Origin of the sequence: Lacimicrobium alkaliphilum, assembly GCF_001466725.1 — a bacterium.
Lineage (GTDB): Bacteria > Pseudomonadota > Gammaproteobacteria > Enterobacterales > Alteromonadaceae > Lacimicrobium > Lacimicrobium alkaliphilum_B.
In genome coordinates, this window is sequence record NZ_CP013650.1 from 807,410 (window position 1) to 829,362 (window position 21,953).

22 protein-coding genes are annotated in these 21,953 nt (G+C 50.4%); 16 read left to right on the forward strand and 6 right to left on the reverse strand.

Translation table 11 applies throughout. The features are described 5' to 3' along the window. Nucleotides 1-168: 168 nt before the first annotated feature. Nucleotides 169-1,035 carry a co-chaperone DjlA gene (djlA, locus tag AT746_RS03790; protein ID WP_197414322.1) on the forward strand — a complete coding sequence of 289 codons (867 nt, stop codon included), beginning with the start codon at nt 169-171 and terminating at the stop codon, nt 1,033-1,035. Nucleotides 1,036-1,616: 581 nt separating this feature from the next. Here the strand turns inward: djlA and AT746_RS03795 are convergent. Next, nucleotides 1,617-2,210 carry a peptidylprolyl isomerase gene (locus tag AT746_RS03795; RefSeq protein ID WP_062476645.1) on the reverse strand — a complete coding sequence of 198 codons (594 nt, stop codon included), beginning with the start codon at nt 2,208-2,210 and terminating at the stop codon, nt 1,617-1,619. 30 nt (nt 2,211-2,240) lie between these two features. Continuing rightward, complete coding sequence (locus tag AT746_RS03800) at nt 2,241-3,368, reverse strand: methyltransferase (protein WP_062476648.1); 1,128 nt, start codon at nt 3,366-3,368, stop codon at nt 2,241-2,243. A 24-nt stretch (nt 3,369-3,392) separates the two neighbouring features. Between AT746_RS03800 and AT746_RS03805 the strand changes: the two genes are divergently transcribed. The 14 genes from AT746_RS03805 (at nt 3,393) to nqrM (ending at nt 16,975) form a co-directional block, all read left to right on the forward strand. Continuing rightward, nucleotides 3,393-4,004 carry an alpha-ketoglutarate-dependent dioxygenase AlkB family protein gene (locus tag AT746_RS03805; protein ID WP_062476650.1) on the forward strand — a complete coding sequence of 204 codons (612 nt, stop codon included), beginning with the start codon at nt 3,393-3,395 and terminating at the stop codon, nt 4,002-4,004. Nucleotides 4,005-4,285: 281 nt separating this feature from the next. Further along, nucleotides 4,286-4,609 (forward strand): transcriptional regulator BolA, encoded by a 324-nt coding sequence (gene bolA / locus AT746_RS03810; protein WP_062476652.1) that lies wholly within the window; start codon nt 4,286-4,288, stop codon nt 4,607-4,609. A gap of 144 nt (nt 4,610-4,753) precedes the next feature. Next, nucleotides 4,754-5,263, forward strand: coding sequence for a TRAP transporter small permease subunit (locus tag AT746_RS03815; protein WP_335338206.1), 510 nt, complete (start codon nt 4,754-4,756; stop codon nt 5,261-5,263). Then, entirely contained in the window at nt 5,263-6,633 is a 1,371-nt protein-coding gene (locus tag AT746_RS03820; RefSeq protein WP_082633143.1) for a TRAP transporter large permease, read from the forward strand. The genes AT746_RS03815 and AT746_RS03820 overlap by 1 nt, the downstream gene beginning before the upstream one ends. A gap of 60 nt (nt 6,634-6,693) precedes the next feature. After that, nucleotides 6,694-7,737: a TRAP transporter substrate-binding protein gene (locus AT746_RS03825; RefSeq protein ID WP_062476656.1), complete on the forward strand. Its 1,044-nt coding sequence runs from the start codon at nt 6,694-6,696 to the stop codon at nt 7,735-7,737. Between the two features lie 363 nt (nt 7,738-8,100). Then, nucleotides 8,101-9,279 carry an enoyl-ACP reductase FabV gene (fabV, locus tag AT746_RS03830; protein WP_062476658.1) on the forward strand — a complete coding sequence of 393 codons (1,179 nt, stop codon included), beginning with the start codon at nt 8,101-8,103 and terminating at the stop codon, nt 9,277-9,279. A gap of 440 nt (nt 9,280-9,719) precedes the next feature. Further along, nucleotides 9,720-11,060, forward strand: a complete 1,341-nt coding sequence (locus AT746_RS03835; protein WP_062483933.1) for a Na(+)-translocating NADH-quinone reductase subunit A — start codon at nt 9,720-9,722, stop codon at nt 11,058-11,060. Nucleotides 11,061-11,063: 3 nt separating this feature from the next. After that, nucleotides 11,064-12,281 (forward strand): NADH:ubiquinone reductase (Na(+)-transporting) subunit B, encoded by a 1,218-nt coding sequence (locus AT746_RS03840; protein ID WP_062476660.1) that lies wholly within the window; start codon nt 11,064-11,066, stop codon nt 12,279-12,281. Next, nucleotides 12,271-13,026, forward strand: coding sequence for a Na(+)-translocating NADH-quinone reductase subunit C (locus AT746_RS03845; protein ID WP_062476663.1), 756 nt, complete (start codon nt 12,271-12,273; stop codon nt 13,024-13,026). The genes AT746_RS03840 and AT746_RS03845 overlap by 11 nt, the downstream gene beginning before the upstream one ends. Nucleotides 13,027-13,039: 13 nt before the next feature. Beyond that, nucleotides 13,040-13,672 carry an NADH:ubiquinone reductase (Na(+)-transporting) subunit D gene (locus tag AT746_RS03850; protein WP_062476666.1) on the forward strand — a complete coding sequence of 211 codons (633 nt, stop codon included), beginning with the start codon at nt 13,040-13,042 and terminating at the stop codon, nt 13,670-13,672. 3 nt (nt 13,673-13,675) lie between these two features. Next, nucleotides 13,676-14,284: an NADH:ubiquinone reductase (Na(+)-transporting) subunit E gene (nqrE, locus tag AT746_RS03855; protein ID WP_062476669.1), complete on the forward strand. Its 609-nt coding sequence runs from the start codon at nt 13,676-13,678 to the stop codon at nt 14,282-14,284. Nucleotides 14,285-14,307: 23 nt separating this feature from the next. Next, nucleotides 14,308-15,540, forward strand: a complete 1,233-nt coding sequence (gene nqrF / locus AT746_RS03860) for an NADH:ubiquinone reductase (Na(+)-transporting) subunit F (RefSeq protein WP_062476673.1) — start codon at nt 14,308-14,310, stop codon at nt 15,538-15,540. Between the two features lie 166 nt (nt 15,541-15,706). Beyond that, a complete protein-coding gene (locus tag AT746_RS03865; protein WP_062476675.1) occupies nt 15,707-16,729 on the forward strand; it encodes an FAD:protein FMN transferase in 1,023 nt (340 codons plus the stop codon). Between the two features lie 12 nt (nt 16,730-16,741). After that, nucleotides 16,742-16,975: a (Na+)-NQR maturation NqrM gene (gene nqrM / locus AT746_RS03870; protein ID WP_062476678.1), complete on the forward strand. Its 234-nt coding sequence runs from the start codon at nt 16,742-16,744 to the stop codon at nt 16,973-16,975. Here the strand turns inward: nqrM and AT746_RS03875 are convergent. Further along, nucleotides 16,968-17,624, reverse strand: a complete 657-nt coding sequence (locus AT746_RS03875; RefSeq protein WP_062483935.1) for a class I SAM-dependent methyltransferase — start codon at nt 17,622-17,624, stop codon at nt 16,968-16,970. The genes nqrM and AT746_RS03875 overlap by 8 nt on opposite strands. Before the next feature lie 97 nt (nt 17,625-17,721). On the opposite strand from AT746_RS03875, the gene AT746_RS03880 reads away from it, so the two are divergent. After that, nucleotides 17,722-18,615 carry a LysR family transcriptional regulator gene (locus AT746_RS03880; RefSeq protein WP_062476681.1) on the forward strand — a complete coding sequence of 298 codons (894 nt, stop codon included), beginning with the start codon at nt 17,722-17,724 and terminating at the stop codon, nt 18,613-18,615. A gap of 29 nt (nt 18,616-18,644) precedes the next feature. Here the strand turns inward: AT746_RS03880 and AT746_RS03885 are convergent, their stop codons facing one another. From AT746_RS03885 to AT746_RS03895, 3 genes are all read right to left on the reverse strand, one after another. Further along, nucleotides 18,645-20,147: an AmpG family muropeptide MFS transporter gene (locus tag AT746_RS03885; RefSeq protein WP_062476683.1), complete on the reverse strand. Its 1,503-nt coding sequence runs from the start codon at nt 20,145-20,147 to the stop codon at nt 18,645-18,647. A 410-nt stretch (nt 20,148-20,557) separates the two neighbouring features. After that, nucleotides 20,558-20,881, reverse strand: coding sequence for a hypothetical protein (locus AT746_RS03890; RefSeq protein ID WP_062476686.1), 324 nt, complete (start codon nt 20,879-20,881; stop codon nt 20,558-20,560). Between the two features lie 199 nt (nt 20,882-21,080). Beyond that, the gene (locus AT746_RS03895) at nt 21,081-21,917 is read right to left on the reverse strand and encodes a DUF3530 family protein (RefSeq protein WP_062476689.1); all 837 of its coding nucleotides are present in this window, start codon (nt 21,915-21,917) and stop codon (nt 21,081-21,083) included. Between the last annotated feature and the right edge of the window lie 36 nt (nt 21,918-21,953).

A 21,953-nucleotide genomic window follows, 5' to 3' on the forward strand; every position in this document is an offset into this window, starting at 1 on the left:
TGTTTTACCAGTAATATACCGAAGTTAGGTTAAAGTAGCGGATTTCACAGTCCTGCAATGATGGATAACTGGCACAGGGAAATTGGCGTCAGGAGAACTGATTGGGTATATTAGCCGCCGCAGTCAGTGGTGTGTTTGCACTTAAGCATTATCGTTAAGGAATCTTATATGCCCATTTGGGGAAAGGTGCTCGGTACTTTCTTTGGTTTTATGTTTGGTCGCATTCCTGGCGCCATCCTCGGTTTTATCGTCGGCCATTTGTTTGATCGTGGTTACAGCCAGGATTTTAATCAGATGGGCGGTTTCGGGCGTTTTTTTGGCAAAGCCGACGATCTTAAGCGCCAGGCGGTATTCTTTCATGCCCTGTTTTCCTGCATGGGTCATGTAGCCAAAGCCAATGGTCAGGTGACCAGCGACGAGATTAAGATGGCTACGGCGCTGATGGATCAAATGGGCCTGAGCGGAGAAACCCGCAGCGAAGCCCAGCAGGCTTTCAGAGAGGGTAAAGCCGCAGATTTCCCCTTAAAACAAACCTTGCAGGAATTTCATCAGTCCTGCCATGGCCGCCGGGACATATTGCAGGTGTTTCTTGAGATCCTGATCCAGGCCGCCTACGCCGACGGTGGTCTGGATAGTGCTGAGCAGAAAGTGCTGGAAACCACTGCCAGCTATCTGGGCTTTCGTCAGCATGAGTTGCTGTATTTATTATCTGTTTATGAAGCGGAATTACGTTTCCGTACCCGCAGCCATCATCGGCGCAGTAGCAGTAGCAGTAGCAGAAGTGGTAGCGGGCCGAGGGGGCGAGGCACATACTCTGATGCCCAGAGTCTGAATGATGCCTATCAAATCCTTGGCGTGAAGAAAAGCGACGATATGGCGAAGATTAAAAAGGCCTATCGTAAGCTGATGAGCGAGAATCACCCCGATAAGCTGGTATCCAAAGGACTGCCCAAGCAGGCACTGGAGGTGGCTAAGACCAAAGCGCAGGATATTCAGGCGGCCTATGAGCTGATTAAGAAGCACCGCGAAGGCTGAGGTTTACATCATCACACGACCATCATCTTTCACCACATAGTCGCATAGAGCGCAAAGGTTTTAATGGTTTCTGTCATGCCCGAATGTTGTTGTCGGGCATACAGCGACCTTTGACAAAAGCTATTTAACCGCAGAGCCACAGAGAATAGATTAACGGTTCAGGACTCTGCGAGATCTTCAGCATTTATCTTTTGTGATCTCGCAAAGGCGCCAAGCCGCAGAGATTTCGATGGTTAAACGCTTTGACACCCTTCGTGTTTTTCGTGCCTTTCGTGGTCAAAAGCTTTTAAACCACCACACGACCAAAGTGTCGGGAACACGTGGAACACAGAAGGTTGGCTTACGTAGCGCAGGACAGCGCGAAGTAAAAGCACGAACCCCGTTGAGGCACTGGGTTCCCGCCAACAACACGCAGGAACGACGGCCGGTCATGCCCGAGTGCCGTTGTCGGGCATCTAGTGACTTTTGCGTAAGGCTAAATTCAACACAGAGAAGTATGGGGGATTAGATCATTAATACCTCTGTGTCCTTTGTGCCTCTGTGGTGATAAATATTATATTTTTCCGGAATATCAGTGCATTTCAGAATTGCGGTGGCAATATCGTGGCTTTTTTCAGTATCACAGGCTCTATCGGCACATCGGGCCAGCCAAAGGTCTCGTGCACATCGGTTTCTACGGCGGCAATCTTATCCAGCACGTCCATGCCTTCGGTAACCCGGCCAAATACCGCATAACCCCATTTTCTGCCGGGATCCAGACTGTCATTGTCATTCATATTGAAGAAAAACTGCCTGCCGGCTGAGTGCGGATCGTTCTCTCTGGCCATGGCCAGGGTATAGCGTTCGTTCTTATTGCCGTTGCCGGACTCGTTGAAGATGGTGCGAATCGTCGGTTTGCTGTTAAATTCACTGTCATAACCACCGCCCTGAACCACAAAATCTTTGATAACTCTGTGGAAAATGGTGTCTTCATAGCTGCGCTTGGACACATAAAGTAAAAAGTTATTGGTGGTGATAGGGGCTTTGATCCGATCCAGCTCTACCACGATATCGCCCATGCTGGTTTCCAGCTTAACCCTGGGGAAAAGGTTATCAGGCTGAATCTTGGCGCCTTCATCTTTGGCCATCACGCCAATGGATACCAGTGTCATAAAAGCAATAAGCCAGGTTTTCATAGGGCTCCTTCTGGGGCTTGATAGCCGCGGTTATCTTCTGATGGCTGATAAGATACTGAATTTATTATTTGCTGCAACCTGATGATAGCCGCCAAACAAGCGTTTCAGTTTGTGATGATAGTCCAGGTGGCGATTGCCGATAATTCTCAGCTCGCCACCCGGGTACAGGCAATCTCTGGCCTGTTTAAACATCTGCCAGGCAACATGATCGGTGATGCGCTGTTGCTGATGAAAGGGCGGATTGCAGAGGATTATATGGGCCTTTGCTGTTTTAATCTGGTCAAGACAATTGCTGACAACAAATGTACATCGGCGTAAGTGTTCAGGCAGATTATGTGCAACATTCTGACTCGCCGAGGCCACCGCCATAAAAGACTCATCCACGAATGAGACTTCATCCGGCGAGGCTGAACAGAGCATGGCCATGCCCAGAACCCCATTTCCGCAACCCAGATCAATCACCTTTTTTCCCTGCGCTTCAGGCAGGTGCTTAAGCATAAAGCGGGCGCCGATATCCAGTTGCTGGCGGGCAAATACATTGGCATGATTGTGTATCAGCCAGTTCATATCTGGCATTTTCCAGCAGGTAGGATAGGGTGAAAGCAGGTGTTTATTCTCTTGTGGCTGGCAAAATATCAGCCTGGCTTTTTTCTTTGCCAGTGAAGTGGTAACTGGTCCCAGGTATTTTTCGAACAGAGCCAGGGTTGAAGAATGAATCTGGTTAACCCTGGCACCAGCGATAATACGTGTTCGCGGGGTAGTTGCAGATTGCAGCTGGCAAAGCTGATGTTCAAGTAATGCCAGAGTTCTGGGGATTTTAATCAGCACCAGATCCGGGTTTTCGGCAGGTATGCTCAGACTATCAAAGAACTGCACACTGTCTGGTGCCAGGTTGTTGATGTTGAGGTTTTGCCGGCACGCCAATTGTGACACCAGTGAGTCTCCTATCCACCTTGGGGTGTGATCTGCCAAAGCGCAACACAGGGCTCCACAATCATCATTCAGGATCCATATTTTCAGATTGCCAGATTCAGCTGTGAGCTGCCCGAGCATATATTCATCGGCGGCATCCCAGGCCTGCTCGCTTTTGTGTTGGGATTCGGCCGGATAGCGATAAAGTTCAAGGGCCTTATCTGTTAGGATCAATCTGGTATTCATTGAGGTCAAGGTTCCACAGCGATAATGCAAAATGATTTGTTCGGTCAACAGGATATCCAACTGGCAGATGCCGATTTAAGTTATGTGCCCGATTTTCTTTCTGTGAGCGAGGCAGATGCCCTGTTGGCTGTTCTGAGAGGCACACTTGCCTGGCGTCAGGATAGTATCAGAATTTACGGCCGGGAAGTTAAAATCCCCCGCCTGCAAGCCTGGTATGGTGACCCGGAAGCACAATATCGTTATTCCGGGCTGGATATGCGCCCTTTGCCCTGGACTGAGGAATTGCGGGAACTGAAAATGACTTGTGAACAGTTCACGGGCAGCCGTTTTAATGCCGTGCTGGCTAATTATTACCGGGATGGAGCAGATGGTATGGGCTGGCACGCCGATGACGAACCAGAGTTAGGTACCAGCCCGGTGATTGCCTCCGTGAGTCTGGGGCAGCGCCGTAATATGGATTTCAGACACCGTCATAATGGGGAAAAGTACCGTATCAGACTTGGCCATGGTAGTTTGCTGGTGATGGCGGGCCTGACCCAGCAATACTGGCAACATGCTCTGCCGAAAAGCCGCAAGGCCATGGATGACAGGATAAATCTGACTTTTCGACGGATTATTCACCCAACTCAGAGATGAGTTGTCAAGCCCATGATATTTAATAATATTTTTTGAATACTCCGGGCCATTGGAATACAGTCAGGTAATCACTTCTAGTTATAGATGATGGAGTTGTTTTCATATAAAAATATATATCGGGGGCTCAGTAAGTTAGTATAAAGCCAGTGATTTATTTGCCAGTCAGACCTTGTTAAGCCACCGCAGATGACTAAATTTAGTCTGAGCGTAGCGTAAAATTTCGGGGATTAGCGCTGCTCTGCAACCATGCACACAGCCCAACAAGGGAAAGAGGAAAGTTGATGAATATTCAGTCCAGAATCGAAGAAAAATTACTCAGTCATTTTGATCCTGCTTATCTGGAAGTGGTGAATGAGAGTCATCAGCACAATGTACCGACAGGCTCAGAAACCCACTTCAAGGTTGTGCTGGTATCACCTTCTTTTAGTGGTGAGCGCCTGATTAATCGCCACCGGGCGGTGAATGCGGTTCTGCGGGATGAATTGGCCGATCATATCCATGCATTGGCGCTGCACACCTACACTGACAGTGAGTGGCGGGGTTTGTATGGCGGGGCGCCTGATTCGCCCGATTGCCTGGGCGGATTAAAGCGCAAAGCCTCCTGAGTGATATCGTTCACTGCTGTTGTCCTTTGAGCAACAGCAGTGCCTTTCCCCGTCCTGCTGGCCTTTCTTTATTGTTGCCATTCCAATTCAGTGAATATTTTGTTAAAAGCTAACAAAATACTAAAAGTAAGAGCGCTTCCTTCCTTGTTGTATCAACGTTGCTCAATAATTATCAACCAGTTCAATGATCTGCTGTGTAAGCTGGTCAGTTGGCTGACCTTACTGATGGTGCTGCTGGTGTTTACCATCGTCGTGCTCAGATATGGTTTTAATCTGGGCTGGATAGCCATGCAGGAGTCAGCTTTATATCTGCACGCCATGGTGTTTCTGTTGGGTGCAGCCCATACCCTGAAGGCCGATGAGCATGTCAGAGTGGATATTTTTTATCGTAAGGCGTCACCCCGGCGCCAGGCCTGGGTCGATATACTCGGCACTTTGCTGCTGTTGATACCGGTGAATCTTTATATTCTCATTATTAGCTGGGATTATGCGGCCAAATCCTGGGGACTGTTGGAGGGCTCCGGAGAGGCCGGAGGCTTGCCACTGGTTTTTGTTCTTAAGTCTTTGATCCCGTTATTTGCTCTGACTATGCTGCTACAGGGCATTGCGCAGATACTGACGAAGCTCCCGTTACTCAACACAGGTGAACACTGATGGAATGGCTGGCATTGGTGATGTTTGTGCTGGTTTGCCTGGTACTGATGCTCGGCTATCCGGTGGCCTACTCTCTGGCAGGTACGGCACTGATTTTTGCCGCAGTATGCTCTTTATTCGGGGCATTCGATATGGCTTATCTGAGTGCGTTGCCAAGCCGGATTTACGGCATAATGACCAATCAGACTCTGTTGGCTGTGCCTTTGTTCGTGTTTATGGGTGTGATGCTGGAAAAGTCCAGGGTTGCTGAGCAGTTATTAACTGCCATGGGGCAGGTGTTTGGTCGCTATCGGGCGGGACTGGCAGTTTCTGTGATCCTGGTCGGTATGTTAATGGCCGCCAGCACCGGCATTGTGGGTGCAACGGTGGTCACCATGGGCTTGTTGTCTCTGCCTACAATGCTTGAGCGGGGTTATTCACCAGCACTGGCTACCGGCAGTATCTGTGCCACCGGCACTCTGGGGCAGATTATTCCGCCCTCTATCGCGCTGGTGCTGCTGGGGGATGTGTTATCCAGTGCTTATCAGCGTGCGCAGCTGAATATGGGGATTTTCTCACCGGAATCGGTATCGGTGGGGGATTTGTTTGTCGGCGCCCTGATCCCGGGCCTGATACTGGTGGTGATGTATCTGCTCTATGTATTAGGGCTGGGCTTCTTCAGACCACAGTCAGTGCGAAAAGATCAACCTGAGCAACCCCGGAGGCTCGGCATTTTGCCATTGTTGCGGGCGCTGATGCCGCCGTTGATTCTAATGGTACTGGTATTGGGCTCGATTTTACTGGGGCTCGCCACACCCACAGAAGCCGCCGGAGTAGGGGCTTTAGGTGCACTGTTGCTGGCCATGTTCAGCCGTCAGTTGTCACTTAAGCGATTGCAGGAGGTGATGTTAAACACCACCAAAGTCACGGCCATGGTGTTTTTGATCCTCATCGGCGCGTCGGTATTTTCACTGGTGTTCAGAGGCTTAGGTGGTGAAACCCTGATCGAGGATTTCTTTACCGGTTTGCCGGGCGGTGTGTTCAGCGCCATGTTAGTGGTGATGCTGGTGATTTTCCTGCTCGGTTTTATTCTCGATTTTATTGAAATCACCTTTGTGGTGGTGCCCATAGTCGGACCGGTATTGTTAATGATGGGGGTGGATCCTGTGTGGCTGGGAATTATGATTGCCATTAACCTGCAAACCTCCTTTTTAACCCCACCCTTTGGTTTTGCGCTGTTCTATCTGCGTGGTGTGGCCCCTGAAAGTGTCAGAACATCGGATATGTATCGTGGGGTCATCCCCTTTATTATCCTGCAACTGTTACTATTGGCAGGCTTGGCCCTCTGGCCTGAGTTAGCCACCTGGTTGCCTGATAAAATCTATAGCTGAAACAAGGAGTAAGTCTTGAGAATCGTTAAAACACTCTGTGCAGTAGCGCTGACGGCGTTAATGTTTGGTTGTTCTGATCAGCAGACGGAGGTCGCAGAGACATCGGCGACTCAGCAGAGCTATAAATGGAAGCTGGTAACCTCCTGGCCGAAAAACTTTCCCGGACTGGGCAGAGCACCGGAAACCTTTGCTGATTACGTTGAGCGTATGTCAGCGGGTCGATTAACCATACAGGTCTATGGTGCCGGCGAACTGGTACCGGGGTTTGAAGTGTTTGATGCAGTATCCAGTGGCACCGCGCAGATGGGCCATGCCGGAAGTTACTACTGGAAGGGCAAGGCGCCAGCGGCGCAGATTTTTACGGCTATCCCTTTTGGTATGAATGTCACGGAAATGAATGCCTGGATCCATTACGGCGGCGGACTGGAATTGTGGCGTGAGCTGTACAAGCCCTTTGGTGTGATCCCTTTTGCCGGGGGTAATACCGGCGTACAGATGGCAGGTTGGTTTAAAAAAGAAATCAACAGCATCGAAGATCTTGAGAATCTTAAGATGCGGATGCCCGGCTTAGGTGCCGAAGTGCTGAAAAAAGTCGGTGGTATGCCGGTGGCGCTGCCCGGTGGGCAGATTTTCACTTCTCTGCAAACCGGGGCTATTGACGCTACTGAGTGGGTCGGCCCTTATAATGATTTGGCTTTTGGACTGCATAAAGTGGCGGATTATTATTACTACTCCGGCTGGCACGAGCCCGGTGCCATGCTTGAGTTTACCGTTAACGAAGAGGCATACCGGCAGCTACCGGAGGATTTGCAGGCCATCATTGAAGTGGCGGCCAGGGCAGTTAATCAGGATATGCTGGATGAATATACCGCCCGTAACAATGAAGCGCTGATGGCGTTGCAGGATAAACATGGGGTCAAGGTGTTGCCTTTGCCCGATGATGTGATGCAGGCATTGAAACAAGCCTCGCTACAGGTGATGGAAGAGCAGGCTGCAGCGGATCCGCAATTTGCCAAAGTGTACGACTCCTATCGTAAGTTCCAGCGGAATGTCAGCCGTTATCACCAGTTATCGGAGTTTGAGTACTATAAAAATCGTCAGTAGACTCTAGGGCCTGTTGTTCTTTGCTGTATGAATTTTATTCTGATTAAACGCTTTTTAATCGAGGCGTAGCGAACGCCATAAAACAGCTTTAGCTGGCCGCGAAGCGGTGAAAGACAGGAGTCTTTCATAAGGAGTAAAAAAACGTTTAAGACGAATCCGAAGGACAGCGTTTGTGCGGCATCTCTGCTGCTTCAGCACTCATTCATGTAGAACAACTACACCACAGTCGTGCTTTATTGTATAAATACCGCACAACTCGCTGCAAAAGCATAAAGCAAAGAACAACAGGCCCTAGCTGCTCAGAGTTGTTTATCAAAACCGGGGCGATACAATGGCCCCGTTTATTTCAAAGGGATCTCAACTATGGTTATTCAGCCGAAAATTCGCGGCTTTATCTGCACTAATGCTCACCCTGTGGGCTGTGCGGCTAATGTAAAACAACAGATTGATTATATTCGTCAACAGCAACAACCCGAAGAGGGCCCGAAGAATGTACTGGTGCTGGGATGCTCCACAGGATACGGGCTGGCATCACGTATTACTGCCGCCTTTGGTTATGGCGCCAAAACTCTGGGTGTGTGCTTTGAGAAACCACCTTCTGAGCGCAAAACAGCCACTGCAGGCTGGTACAATACTGCGGCCTTTCATCAGCAGGCAGAAGCGGCCGGACTCTATGCCAAAACTATTAATGGTGATGCCTTCTCCAATGAGATTAAGGCTGAGGTGATCGAGGCCATTAAGGCGGATATGGGTAAGGTTGACCTGGTGGTTTACAGTCTGGCGTCACCACGGCGTACCGATCCCAATACCGGTGAGACCTTTAAGTCGGTGTTAAAACCAGTAGGGCAGGGCTACAAGACCAAGACCTATGATACGGATAAGGATCTGGTACACGAGATAGAGTTGGAACCGGCTACTCAGGAAGAGATTGACCATACCATCAAGGTGATGGGCGGAGAGGACTGGGAAATGTGGCTGGATGCGCTGGATGCAGCGGATCTGCTTGCCGAGGGTTGCCGTACTACCGCCTATACCTATATAGGTAAGGAACTGACCTGGCCGATTTATGGCCATGCCACTATCGGCAAGGCCAAGGAAGATCTGGACAGAGCGGCGGCAGCCATTAACAGTTCCAAGGCAGACAAGCAGATTAAAGCCTATGTATCTTCACTAAAGGCATTGGTCACCCAGGCCTCATCTGCGATTCCGGTTATGCCGCTGTATATTTCTCTGATTTACAAGGTGATGAAAGAAGAGGGTACCCATGAAGGCTGTATCGAGCAGATTCAGGGATTGTTTGCTGAAAAACTCTTTGCTGCGCACCCACAAACCGATGAAGCAAACCGGTTGCGCATGGACGACAAGGAAACCAATGAGCAAACTCAGGCCAGGATAAAGGCATTATGGGATCAGGTGACACAGGACAATTTCCATCAGTTGAGTGATTATGCCGGTTACCATCAGGAGTTTCTGCATTTGTTCGGCTTTGGCTTCGATGGTGTCGATTATGATGCCGATGTTGACCCCATGGTAGATTGGTAACAGGACGTTATTAAGGAGCCGCCTTCATGGCGGTTCTTTTTTGCTCAAAGGCCGACTCTGGCCTAAAGTTGCACAAATATGCTCTGTATAGCCATGGAAAAGGTCGGTGGGTTAGTGCTAAAATGCGCCGCTTAGAAAGCAGGCTGGACGGTTCTGGTCTTTTTTCCTGTTATATAGGCTATTGGCAGTTTGCTCGCATGCGCAGCATTTATCGCTTGTTGTAGCAACCTTCTGAAAGAGTAGGCAAGGCCCGGAAGGCCTTTGCGATGCGGCAGCGGCCACAGAGCCGAACCGCAAAATCATGTATTAATGTATAAATTGCAGGCGCTTGTCACTGGTTTCAGTGGTCAGGTGAAGTTCGCTTTGAGTCCTCATCAGGGTTGGATTTTCAATCCAGGCAATCCTGATGAGTATTCAGTCAATGAGTAGTGCAATTGCGTATGATTAAAATCACCAAAGGGTTGGATCTCCCCATAAAGGGAGCGCCACAACAACAGATCCAGGATGGTCCCCGGGTAAACCGGGTGGCTGTGCTGGGAGAAGAGTATGTCGGGATGCGTCCTACCATGCATGTGCAGGTAGAAGACAAGGTCAAGAAAGGGCAGTTACTGTTCGAAGACAAAAAGAATCCTGGCGTTAAATTTACTGCACCTGCTGCCGGTACCGTGGTTGAAGTTAACCGTGGCGCCCGTCGGGTGTTGCAATCGGTAGTGATTGAACTGGATGGAGACGATAAAGAAAGCTTCCCCAGCTTCGACGAATCCAAACTCGACAATCTGGAACGCGACGAGGTAGAGAAAAACCTGGTCGATTCAGGATTGTGGGTTGCGCTTCGGACACGCCCGTACAGCAAATCACCTGCATTAGGGTCTAAGCCCGCGGCGATTTTTGTCAATGCCATGGATACCAACCCATTGGCGGCCGATCCGGCCCCCATTATTGCTGAACGCCAGCAGGACTTTATCAATGGTTTGAAGGTGTTGAGTAATCTGACCGAGGGCAAACTCTATGTGAGTAAAGCCGCCGGAGCTGATATCGGTGTTGGTGATGCCAAAGCTGAGGTGAATGAATTTGCCGGCCCTCATCCGGCTGGTCTGGTGGGTACACACATCCATTTCCTGGACTCTGCTGGTCCCAACAAGGTGGTCTGGCATATCAATTATCAGGATGTGATGGCCTATGGTGCGTTCTTTACCACTGGTGAGATTGATAATCGCCGGGTAATCGCCATCGGCGGGCCTGCTGCCAAAAACCCTCGCTTGCTGCGCACTATTCTGGGCGCCAGCACCGAGCAGCTCACAGCCGGTGAGATGACTGGTGGTGATATCCGCGTGGTATCCGGCTCGGTACTTTGTGGTACCAATGCCCACGGTGTGCATGGTTATCTGGGACGCTTCCATCTGCAACTGAGCTTGCTGGCAGAGGGCAATCAGAAAGAACTCTTTGGCTGGCTGCGACCTGGGCGGGATATGCACTCTGTTACCCGCGCTTATCTTGGTCACCTTTCGCCCAAACGGCTGTTCAATATGACTACCTCCACCAATGGTTCAGATAGGGCTATGGTGCCGATTGGTAATTATGAGCGCATCATGCCGCTGGATATTTTACCCACCATGTTGTTGAGAGATCTGCTCTCCGGTGATACTGACAGCGCTCAGTTGCTGGGATGTATGGAATTGGATGAAGAAGATCTTGGATTGTGCACTTATGTGTGCCCTGGCAAGTATAACTATGGACCCGTCCTGCGTGAATGCTTGACCAAAATTGAGAAAGAGGGCTGATCCATGAGTTTAAAAGATTATCTTGAGAAAATAGAACCTGATTTTGAGCCGGGTGGTAAGTATGAGAAATGGTACGCTTTGTATGAAGCGGCGGCCACGATCTTCTATACACCAGGCAAGGTAAATAAAGCCGTTACTCATGTGCGCGACAGCATCGATCTTAAGCGCATTATGATTATGGTGTGGATGGCCACATTCCCGGCTATGTTCTACGGCATGTATAATGTAGGTCTGCAGGCAAATGAAGCCTTGCTGGCCGGTGCATCCTGGGCCGATACGGTGGATGTATACTGGCAGGCAGGGTTGTTCTCAGCCTTAGGCGGTGAGTTAGGCACCCAGGCTGCAGGCTGGGGTTCAATGCTGCTCTATGGCGCCTGTTTCTTTGTACCTATCTATGCCGTGACCTTTATTGTCGGTGGTTTCTGGGAAGTGCTGTTTGCTTCTGTGCGCAAACATGAAGTTAATGAAGGTTTCTTCGTCACTTCGGTATTGTTTGCACTGACGCTTCCGGCCACTATCCCGCTGTGGCAGGTGGCACTGGGTATTACTTTCGGTGTGGTCATTGCCAAAGAAGTGTTTGGTGGTACCGGCAGAAACTTCCTTAACCCGGCGCTTTCCGGTCGTGCATTCCTGTACTTTGCCTACCCGGCACAGATTTCCGGTGATGCTATCTGGACAGCGGCTGACGGTTTCTCAGGCGCTACGGCTTTGAGCCAGGCGGCCAGCGGTGATCTGGACTATGCCGATACCCAGCTGTGGTGGGACTCATTCTTTGGCAACATTCAGGGCTCTGTGGGTGAAGTCTCTACTCTGGCGCTGCTGATCGGCGGTCTGTTTATCATGTATATGCGCATCGCTTCATGGCGTATTGTGCTGGGCGTGCTGTTTGGTATGGCGCTGTTCAGTACCTTGCTCAACATGATTGGCAGTGACACTAATTTCATGTTTGACATGCCCTGGTACTGGCATCTGGTAACCGGTGGTTTTGCCTTCGGTATGCTGTTTATGGCGACAGATCCTGTGTCTGCTTCATTTACCAATCAGGGTAAATGGGCGTACGGCATTATGATCGGCTTTATGTGTGTGATGATTCGCGTGCTCAATCCCGCTTTCCCGGAAGGCATGATGTTAGCCATCCTGTTCGCTAACCTGTGGGCACCTTTGTTCGACTACTTCGTTGTGCAGGGCAATATCAAACGGAGGATGGCACGTGTCAGCTAAACAAGAAACTTTCGGAAAAACCGTCGGCATCGTTGTTGCCGTCTGTCTGGTCTGTTCTATTGTAGTCTCCGGTGCAGCGGTGGGCTTGCGCTCGTTGCAGGAAACCAATGCCGCATTGGATAAACAAAGCAATATCCTGCATGCAGCTGGTCTGCTGGAAGAAGCTAAGGGTGATATCGCAGGTACCTATGAGGCTCTGGTTGAACGGCGCTTTGTGGACCTGGAATCAGGCGAATATGTGGAGATGCCCGAAGACTATGATATGTATAAGGCAGCCAAAGTTACGGAAAAGAGCTCCAAAGTCGAAGACAGCAATGTTGGTTTTCAGCGCCGAGCCGACGTGGCCAGTGTTTATCTTGTAAAGGATGAATCTGGCACTGTGACCCGTATCGTACTGCCGGTACATGGCAGCGGATTATGGAACCTGATGTATGGCTTTCTGGCTATCGACAATGACGGTAATACCATTCGTGAGCTGATTTATTATGATCAGAAAGAAACTCCGGGACTGGGCGGTGAGGTGCAAAACCCAGACTGGCAGGCGAAGTGGGATGGTAAGAAGATCTTCAAAGACGGTGATGTGGCCATCGCAGTAGAGAAGAATGCCTCACCGGATAATGATTACTCTGTTGACGCACTTTCAGGGGCAACGCTGACCAGTAACGGTGTGCAGAACACGCTGGATTACTGGCTGGGTGAAAACGGCTTTGGCCCTTACCTGAAAAAACAGCCCTGGAAGTCTTGAGGAGGCAATAGCAATGGCAAATGCAAAAGAGTACAAAAAAACGCTGTTTGGGCCGATTCTGGATAATAACCCGATTGCCTTGCAGGTGTTGGGTGTCTGTTCGGCGCTGGCGATAACAACCAAACTGGAAACGGCCCTGGTGATGTCACTGGCATTGACTGCCGTAGTGGCTTTTTCCAACCTGTTTATTTCTATGCTGCGGCACCATATCCCTTCCAGTGTGCGCATCATCATTCAGATGACTATTATCGCTTCACTGGTAATCGTAGTGGATCAAATCCTTAAGGCCTACTCCTACGAGATATCCAAACAGCTGTCGGTGTTTGTGGGCTTAATCATTACCAACTGTATCGTCATGGGGCGGGCAGAAGGCTTCGCCATGAAAAATCCGCCGATGATGAGTCTGCTGGATGGTATAGGTAATGGCCTGGGCTATTCCTTTGTGTTGATTGTTATCGGCATTATCAAGGAATTGTTCGGTTTCGGTACCCTGCTGGGTTACGAGATTCTGCCACTGGTTCAAAATGGTGGCTGGTATCAGGGTAATGGCCTGCTGATTCTGCCTTTCAGTTCATTCATGCTGATCGCCGGCCTGATTTGGATAATCCGGACTATCAAGCCAGAGCAAGTGGAGCCTAAGGAGTAAGCCATGGAACATTATCTGAGTTTGTTAATTAAGAGTATTTTCGTCGAAAACATGGCCCTCTCGCTGTTTTTGGGCATGTGTACTTTTCTGGCTGTATCCAAGAAGGTCAAAACTTCCATGGGTCTTGGGGTAGCGGTGATCGTGGTGCTGGGTATCTCCGTACCTGTGAACCAGGTTATTTATGTTAATGTGCTGGCGCCCGGTGCTCTGGATTGGATGGGCTTCCCTGAAGCCGATCTGAGCTTTTTGAGTTTCCTGACCTTTATCGGCGTGATTGCGGCGTTGGTACAAATACTGGAAATGTTGCTGGATAAGTTCTTTCCGCCTTTGTACAACGCGCTGGGTATTTTCCTGCCATTGATTACGGTGAACTGTGCCATTTTCGGTGGTGTGGCCTTTGCCGTACAGCGTGAATACAATTTTACCGAGAGCATCGTCTACGGCTTAGGCAGCGGTATTGGCTGGGCTCTGGCGATTACCCTGTTGGCAGCGGTCAGAGAAAAGCTCAAGTACGCCGATATGCCTGAAGGTATCCGCGGGCTGGGTTCAGTATTTATGATTGCCGGTCTGATGGCGCTGGGTTTCCAGTCCTTCACTGGCATTGCGCTGTAACGCACGACACATAGGAGTATCTAATGAATCAGGTTGAGATTTATCTTGGTGTCGGCATGTTCATCGCCATCGTGCTGGTGCTGGTGTTCATCATTACCTTCGCCAAGTCAAAACTGGTGCCTTCCGGTGAAGTCACTATCGAAATAAACGGCGATCCGGAAAAGTCCATTACTGCGCATCCCGGTGACAAGTTGTTGGGCGCTTTGGCGAATGCCGGGATTTTCGTTTCCTCTGCTTGTGGTGGTGGTGGCTCATGTGGCCAGTGCCGGGTAGACATTAAAGAAGGGGGTGGTGAAATTCTGCCCACCGAGCTTGACCATATTACCAAACGGGAAGCCCGCGAAGGTTGTCGCTTGTCCTGTCAGGTGGCGATCAAGCAGGACATGAAGATTGAACTGGAAGACGAAGTTTTCGGTATCAAGAAGTGGGACTGCGAGGTTATCTCTAACGATAACAAGGCCACCTTTATCAAAGAACTTAAGCTTAAGATCCCCAATGGTGAGAGTGTGCCGTTCCGTGCCGGTGGTTATATTCAGATCGAGGCGCCGCCTCATCACGTGAAATATAAGGACTTTGAGATCCCTGAAGAGTATCGTCCGGACTGGGAGCGCTTCGGCTTCTTTGATATAGAATCCAAGGTAGATGAAGAGGTCATCCGTGCCTATTCCATGGCAAACTATCCGCTGGAAGAAGGTATTATTATGCTTAACGTGCGTATCGCTACGCCACCGCCTAATAACCTCAGTCTGCCAGCCGGTAAGATGTCATCTTACATCTGGAGCCTTAAAGAAGGTGATAAAGCCACGATTTCAGGTCCCTTCGGTGAATTCTTTGCCAAGGATACCGATGCAGAAATGGTCTTTGTTGGTGGTGGTGCCGGTATGGCACCCATGCGTTCTCATATCTTCGATCAGCTTCGCAGAATCAAGACGGATCGTAAGATCACCTTCTGGTATGGTGCCCGTTCATTGCGCGAGATGTTCTATGTAGAGGACTTTGACGAGCTGCAGGAACAGAACGATAACTTTACCTGGCATGTTGCCCTGTCTGACCCGCAACCGGAAGATAACTGGGAAGGTTATACCGGCTTTATCCATCAGGTGTTGCTGGAAAACTATCTCAAGGATCATCCGGCGCCGGAAGATTGTGAGTTCTACATGTGTGGACCGCCCATGATGAATGCGGCCGTCATCAACATGCTCAAGGAAATGGGTGTGGAAGATGAGAATATTATGCTCGACGATTTCGGCGGCTGATATTCAGAATCTGAAAAAGGGGCCGCAGGCCCCTTTTTTGATACACCACTAAAAGATATTCACCACTGAGACGAAGGACGCAGAGAGGTGCAGTAAGCTAAACCCTTACAACCTCTGTGATCTCTGTGCCTCTGTGGTTCAATTGTTTAGCTCGATGAGTATCTATATGTTAGGGAATAGTTTGAAACATCGTTTAGTTCAATTGTGCATATGGCCGCTGGTATTGCTGCTGGCAGCTTGTACTCAGGCTCCGGTGGAGTCGGTGCTACATGGCAGGACTATGGGTACCACCTACAATATTAAGTTTGTAAACAGCACGGGGCTGGACGAAGAACAATTAAAACAACAGATTGATCGCAAACTGGAGCGCGTCAATGCACTGATGTCCACCTATGACCCGCAGTCAGAACTGTCTCAGTTTAATCAGTGGCAGAGCACCGAGCCCTTTTCTTTGTCTGACGAGACACTGCTGGTGATGCGGGAGGCAAAGCGACTGGGAGAGCTCAGTGGTGGCCTGCTGGATGTGACGGTCGGGCCGCTGGTAAATTTATGGGGTTTTGGTCCCAAGGCGCGGCCGGAGAAAATTCCATCGCCACAACAAATCGAGGCGGTACGGGCAGCCATAGGGCTGGACAAATTGGTACTGGATACAAACAGTGCGCGCAAATTGCAACCGGATCTCTATGTGGATCTGTCGACCATCGCCAAAGGTTATGGGGTGGATGTGGTGGCTGACTTTATGCAGGAGCAGGGCGTCGAGCATTATCTGGTGGAGATTGGCGGGGAAATGCGCCTTAAAGGCGTAAAAGCATCGGGTCAGTCCTGGCGGGTAGCCATAGAAAAACCCATATCCACAGAGCGTGCGGTACAGCAGATTATCAGCGTGGGTGACAATGCGCTGGCAACCTCAGGAGATTATCGCAACTATTACGAACAGGATGGCGTGCGCTACTCCCATCTGATCGATCCCAGCACCGGTTATCCGATACAGCATAATCTTGTCTCTGTTACCGTGGTGCACCCCTCAAGCATGACCGCCGACGGTCTGGCTACGGCCCTGAATATTATGGGGGCGGAAAGAGGACTTGCCTTTGCTGAAAAACATAATTTGGCTGTTATGCTGATCACCCGCGAAAAAGATGGCTTTAAAGGGTATAATACCGCTGAATTTGAGCCTTATTTGCAGTAACAGAGGTAAATTGTGAGTACATTTTTTCTGGCGTTCGGTTTTTTTCTGCTGGTAGTGGTATCCATGTCGGTGGGCTATCTGGTGCAGAAGAAAAGTATTTCAGGCAGTTGTGGTGGTCTGGGTTCCATAGGAATCGAAAAGGCCTGTGACTGCCCGGAACCCTGTGATCGCAAAAAGGCCCGTCAGGAGCGTGAACAGGCCCGCCAGGAAAAGCTCCGGGAATGGCAGCAAAATAAGATTATTTAAGTGCAGTTCCTGCACTGGTGCTGGTGACCTGAGGTTTTTTGGCTACCATAAATACGGCCATACCCTTTTGAGGTTTCCAGCAGTAATCTATTTCGAAGCCAGCGCTGAGCAGGCTGCCCTTGAGCTCCGCTTCAGAAAATATCTTCAGTAAAGGCATTAATCCCAGTTTTCTGGCCAGTGGAGCCACATATCTGATATAGCGCCATCGGCTGTCGGCCAGACACACTGTACTGGACACAAACACCCCGCCTGGCTTCAGCCAGCAATAGATTTTTTTAATCAGTGCCTCTTTATCGGCCAGCAGATGCAACAGGCTCATGGTCATCACCATATCCACAGGCTCTGCAATTTCGACATCGCAGGCTTCTGCCTGCTTAAAACTGACATTATCTATTGCTAATGCTGTGGCTTTTTCTCTGGCAATTTCCAGCATCTTTGCTGATACGTCGGTGGCCAGAATGTGGGCGACAAAAGACGCATGCAGCAGTGCTGTTGAGCCGGTACCGCAACCTAACTCCAGTATGCGTGTATCTGCGTGGAAATACTCCCGGGTCTTCTGCAGCTTATGCTCATATGAAGGAATATCTGCAATTGGGCTATCGGCGTAGCGCCGAGCGTGCCTGTCCCAGAATCTGGCAATCTGTTGCATGATAACGGTCTTTACCTTTACTTGACGTGAACCCATAATAGCCATGCAAAAAAACGGATGAAACAATTAAAAATGCACCTCACCTATACAAAAATGCATGAGCTGGCGCGGGATTAATTTTGACTGGAACCGGGCCAGGGCTTTCCTGGTAACGGCTGAGGAGGGTTCGTTCTCGGCTGCAGCCCGGGCCCTGAATATGACTCAGCCAACCCTCGGCAGGCAGGTCTGCGCATTGGAAGCCGAACTCGGCGTCACCTTGTTTGAGCGATCATCCAGAGGGCTTATTCTGACCCCCAGTGGCCATGATTTGCTTATCGAGGTCAGAGCGATGGCTGACGCTGCCGGGCGTTTTTCTTTAACTGCCACCGGGCATACCCAGACTGTGGCTGGCAAAGTCAGTATCAGCGCCTCAGAGGCCACCGCGGCTTTTGTGTTGCCCGCTATTCTGGCCAGACTTCGTCAGCAGGCACCGGGAATAGAAATTGAACTGATTGCCACCAATGACAGCAGCAATCTGATACGACGGGAAGCCGATATCGCGATCCGCGCCTACCGGCCTGTTCAGCCAGAACTGATTGTCAGAAAGCTCGGGGACATAAGAGCCCACCTGTACGGGGCGAAGAGTTATCTTGCTCGCTTTAGCCGCCGCACTTGTGCCGCAGATCTTAACGGTGCCGATTTTCTGCGTTTCGACCACGGTACTGTGCTTGAAGACGAACTTAATCAGCGTGGTTTTGCGCTGACAGAGAAAAACTTTCCGGTTACCATCGCCAGCCATCTGGTGCAATGGGAGCTGGTTAAAGCCGGTGTCGGGATTGGCTTTATGACGGAGGATATCGGTGATGCGGAGCCGCTGGTCGACAGAGCATTAGCGGATTTCCCCGCCTTTGAGGTCGGGCTTTGGCTGGTGGTACATCGTGAGCTGCATACCAGCCGACGGCTTAAGCTGGTGTTTGATTTTCTGGCTGAGGCGCTGCAAACAAATAGCTAGCGCTGTTTTGTGTCAACTGGATTCAGCCCTTAAGCGCGATCACCGGCAATCGCCCGGACTTTATCCCGGATCAGATACAGCAGTACCAGACTTGGCAACACCATCAGTGCGGTCAGCACAAAGAACAGCTGCCAGTTGCCGTCCAGATAATCCACAATTACGCCGCTGTACGCGCCCAGCGTGGTTCGCCCAAAGGTGCCTATGCTGGCCAGCAACGCATACTGGCTGGCAGTAAAAGCGCGATTACACAGCACTGAGATAAACGCCATAAAGGCCACGGTGCCCCAGGCTGCGGTAAAGCCATCGACCACAATGGTGATAAACAATAAGGTTTTATCCGGCCCCACGGAGGCCATCAGGGCAAACAACAGATTGCTGGCCGCCATTACGATACCGCCCACAAACAGCCCTTTGATAATGCCGATGCGGAGATTCAGCAGCCCGCCGGTGACCGAGGCCACGATAGTTACGGCCCAGGTCAGTAGCTTCGAATAAGCGCCGATATCTGAGTTGCTAAAGCCAATCTCTTTGTAAAAGACGATGCTCATTCGCCCGAGTATGGCTTCTCCCATTTTAAACAACACCACAAACAGCAACAACGACAGCGCGACTTTAACGCCATTACGGTTAAAGAAGTCCCGCAATGGCTCACCCAGAGAGACCAGCAGCCAGGCCAGGGCTTTTTGTGTGCTGCCTGATGCAACCGGCTCCTGTCCGGGTGCCTGGCGCAGCATTTTGCTGATATTGCTGATAGCAAAGACAGCCAGCCCTGCCACCAGGAAATTGACAACGCCGGTCTGATAGCTGAACCAGGTGGGGGCAAAAACCTGAGCAATACACAGGGCAATGGCAAGAATAATGGCAGTGAATACCAGCGTAGCCTGATGTTTGTGCACCGATATCGCGCTCAGATAACGGCTTTGTGCCTGCTGGTAAACATTCTCGCGGTAAGACGGCGGCTCGTTGGCAACCCATACGCCAATACTCAGTAGCGCCATGATACCGGCCAGTAACAGATAAATATCTGACCATTGCCAGCCGGGTAAATCGGCCATAAAAAAAGGAATGGCGCCGAGCCCGGCATAGCCGGTCCACCAGCCTGACGTGGCCATGGCGGCAGCCGTGGATTGTTGCTCGTTCTGCTGCTCCGGGATGCTGTCAATCCGAAACGCATCGATAACGATATCCTGAGTGGCAGAAGCCAGCGCAATCGCCAGTGCGGTGAGCCCGGCAAAAGTCAGCGTCTGTGTGGGATCCACCTGAGACAGCCCCAGGCAACCCAGCACCATCAGCCATTGCATCAGTAAAATCCAGCCGCGCCGCTGGCCCAGACGCTGACAGAGTATTGGCAGTTTGATGCGATCTACCAGTGGTGACCACAGAAAATTAATCGAATAGACCGCAAACACGGCGGAAAAATACCCAATCGCGGAGCGGGTCAGACCGGCATCTTTTAGCCAGGCCGACATCACCGACCCTATCATTACCCAGGGAAAACCGCTGGCGATGCCGAACAGAAATATGCTCAGCATAGTGCGGTTACGAAAATGATTTAGCTGCGTTACGACAAAGGACAAGAGGCAGGTTCGGGGTTAGCTGATAATCAGGCTATTGGGCCATGGTTAAGTACAGGAATCAAGCAGTATGGGGCATTAAACATCGCCCTGGGAAGGCACTAAAAAGAAATTTCACCACAGAGGCACGAAGGTTACAGAGAGGTAATGGGCACTAAACAGTTTATCCCTCTGTGTTCTCTGTGCCTATGTGGTTTTTCCCACACAAGTCGCTGGATGCCTGAAAAAGGCATTCGGGCATGACCAAATGTCGCCCCGGTGTTTTGTTAGAGAAAATCCGGTGTCTTTTGTTGTCGCTGCAAATCCGGTGGTTATATTGAATTTCGCAGAGGAGCAAAGGCGCAGGGATAAGAGAGGAGGCAGTCCTGTTAAGGCCTGACACCGACACAGTCCAGGGGGTACTGGCCTTCGCCTTCGAGGTATTCAAGACAGGTGATGAGTTCACTGCGCAGGTAGGGATCTTCCAGCAGCTTTTGCTCTGACCAGAAATGTACCTGATGTAATAAGTGCCAGAATACCCGCTCTTTTTGGGAGCAAGGCTGGGTCAGGGTGTCCTTTACCTGGCTCCATTCCTCCATGGTATCCCAGAAATACAAATCCACCTCGCGGTAGGGGATACGCCCCTCCCAGAAAGCTCTGACAAAATACACCAGCTGAGATGCTTTGCGGTTAATAAAACTATGAACAGTCACAGGTTGAATATTGCTCCGGCCCGTTTTCCACCTAGTATAGTTAGGAATTCAGGAATTATCCTGAAGCGCCTTTAACTGAATTACTGGTTGCTCTGATACTAATCAGTGTAAGTTGCTTTCTGAAGAGATAATGCCATCAACTGATGTATTTTTACGGCAAATGACAGCGTTGTCAATAAGGTGTTAAGAGACCAGGATTTCACCATCCCATATGGATTAGCCAGCCCTGCACCTCTCTGGCCAAATAGGGATATTGGCCGGCAATCAGGTCGGTGCCGATGATCTCCCGTTGCCGGTAATGCAACTTCAATGCTTTTTGTGCTGCGATAAGGCGTTGTTGGCGCTTACTGAGGGTCCAGGCATTATTCCAGCGGTTATAGATATCCAGCACTGGCATCGTCAGTGATGCCATTTTCTGTGCCAGTTGATGATTGCGCTGTGGATCCGGCCAGTAGGGCGATACCGTGACCAGTGCATCGGGCAGCCCCTGTTGCTGCTCTGCATAGCTATCCAGTAGCGCTGCGGCACTGATGCCCTGTGCCACCAGCAATACAAAGCCGGGGTAGCTTTGGGCGAATTCTGTTGCTGCCGCTATGCGTTCGCTCAGCAAGGTTTCAAATTGCTCAAGCTGTTCAGCGCTGAGCCGGACTGCCGGTTCGGATGGTTTGGTACTTTCTGCAGGTGGATCCTGTTGCTCTGCACCGGTGTTCTGAAGAGGGTGAAAATCCACATCAGGGGCGGTCATTACCAGGGTTACCCAACCTTCATTATTCAGATAACCGGCCAGGGGGCCTAATGATTGGGGGCCCAGATGAGGCATGCCAAAATCATTGATCAGGATCGCCACACCCATATTATTGGCAATGGTATGTTCATTAAACAGCACTGAAAATCGCTGTTCACCGGCTTCCAACTGGCGATACTGATACTCGGGCAAAGCGCGCTCAAGATCCTGGTTTATCATTTCACCAGGGATCAGTTGCTCCGCCTGACAGGTCAGCGAAAAAAATAACAGCAGTATGCATCTTTTTATCATAGGTCTTTTTATCGGGGGCAGAGCGCATAACTTAAG

What these genes read in the sequence shown, in the direction of transcription:
- djlA (WP_197414322.1), top strand. Translation starts at nt 169, where the DNA reads ATGCCCATTTGGGGAAAGGTGCTCGGTACTTTCTTTGGTTTTATGTTT.
- AT746_RS03795 (WP_062476645.1), bottom strand. Translation starts at nt 2,210, where the DNA reads ATGAAAACCTGGCTTATTGCTTTTATGACACTGGTATCCATTGGCGTG.
- AT746_RS03800 (WP_062476648.1), bottom strand. Translation starts at nt 3,368, where the DNA reads ATGAATACCAGATTGATCCTAACAGATAAGGCCCTTGAACTTTATCGC.
- AT746_RS03805 (WP_062476650.1), top strand. Translation starts at nt 3,393, where the DNA reads ATGCAAAATGATTTGTTCGGTCAACAGGATATCCAACTGGCAGATGCC.
- bolA (WP_062476652.1), top strand. Translation starts at nt 4,286, where the DNA reads ATGAATATTCAGTCCAGAATCGAAGAAAAATTACTCAGTCATTTTGAT.
- AT746_RS03820 (WP_082633143.1), top strand. Translation starts at nt 5,263, where the DNA reads ATGGAATGGCTGGCATTGGTGATGTTTGTGCTGGTTTGCCTGGTACTG.
- AT746_RS03825 (WP_062476656.1), top strand. Translation starts at nt 6,694, where the DNA reads ATGTTTGGTTGTTCTGATCAGCAGACGGAGGTCGCAGAGACATCGGCG.
- fabV (WP_062476658.1), top strand. Translation starts at nt 8,101, where the DNA reads ATGGTTATTCAGCCGAAAATTCGCGGCTTTATCTGCACTAATGCTCAC.
- AT746_RS03835 (WP_062483933.1), top strand. Translation starts at nt 9,720, where the DNA reads ATGATTAAAATCACCAAAGGGTTGGATCTCCCCATAAAGGGAGCGCCA.
- AT746_RS03840 (WP_062476660.1), top strand. Translation starts at nt 11,064, where the DNA reads ATGAGTTTAAAAGATTATCTTGAGAAAATAGAACCTGATTTTGAGCCG.
- AT746_RS03850 (WP_062476666.1), top strand. Translation starts at nt 13,040, where the DNA reads ATGGCAAATGCAAAAGAGTACAAAAAAACGCTGTTTGGGCCGATTCTG.
- nqrE (WP_062476669.1), top strand. Translation starts at nt 13,676, where the DNA reads ATGGAACATTATCTGAGTTTGTTAATTAAGAGTATTTTCGTCGAAAAC.
- nqrF (WP_062476673.1), top strand. Translation starts at nt 14,308, where the DNA reads ATGAATCAGGTTGAGATTTATCTTGGTGTCGGCATGTTCATCGCCATC.
- AT746_RS03865 (WP_062476675.1), top strand. Translation starts at nt 15,707, where the DNA reads ATGTTAGGGAATAGTTTGAAACATCGTTTAGTTCAATTGTGCATATGG.
- AT746_RS03875 (WP_062483935.1), bottom strand. Translation starts at nt 17,624, where the DNA reads ATGCAACAGATTGCCAGATTCTGGGACAGGCACGCTCGGCGCTACGCC.
- AT746_RS03880 (WP_062476681.1), top strand. Translation starts at nt 17,722, where the DNA reads ATGAGCTGGCGCGGGATTAATTTTGACTGGAACCGGGCCAGGGCTTTC.
- AT746_RS03885 (WP_062476683.1), bottom strand. Translation starts at nt 20,147, where the DNA reads ATGCTGAGCATATTTCTGTTCGGCATCGCCAGCGGTTTTCCCTGGGTA.
- AT746_RS03895 (WP_062476689.1), bottom strand. Translation starts at nt 21,917, where the DNA reads ATGATAAAAAGATGCATACTGCTGTTATTTTTTTCGCTGACCTGTCAG.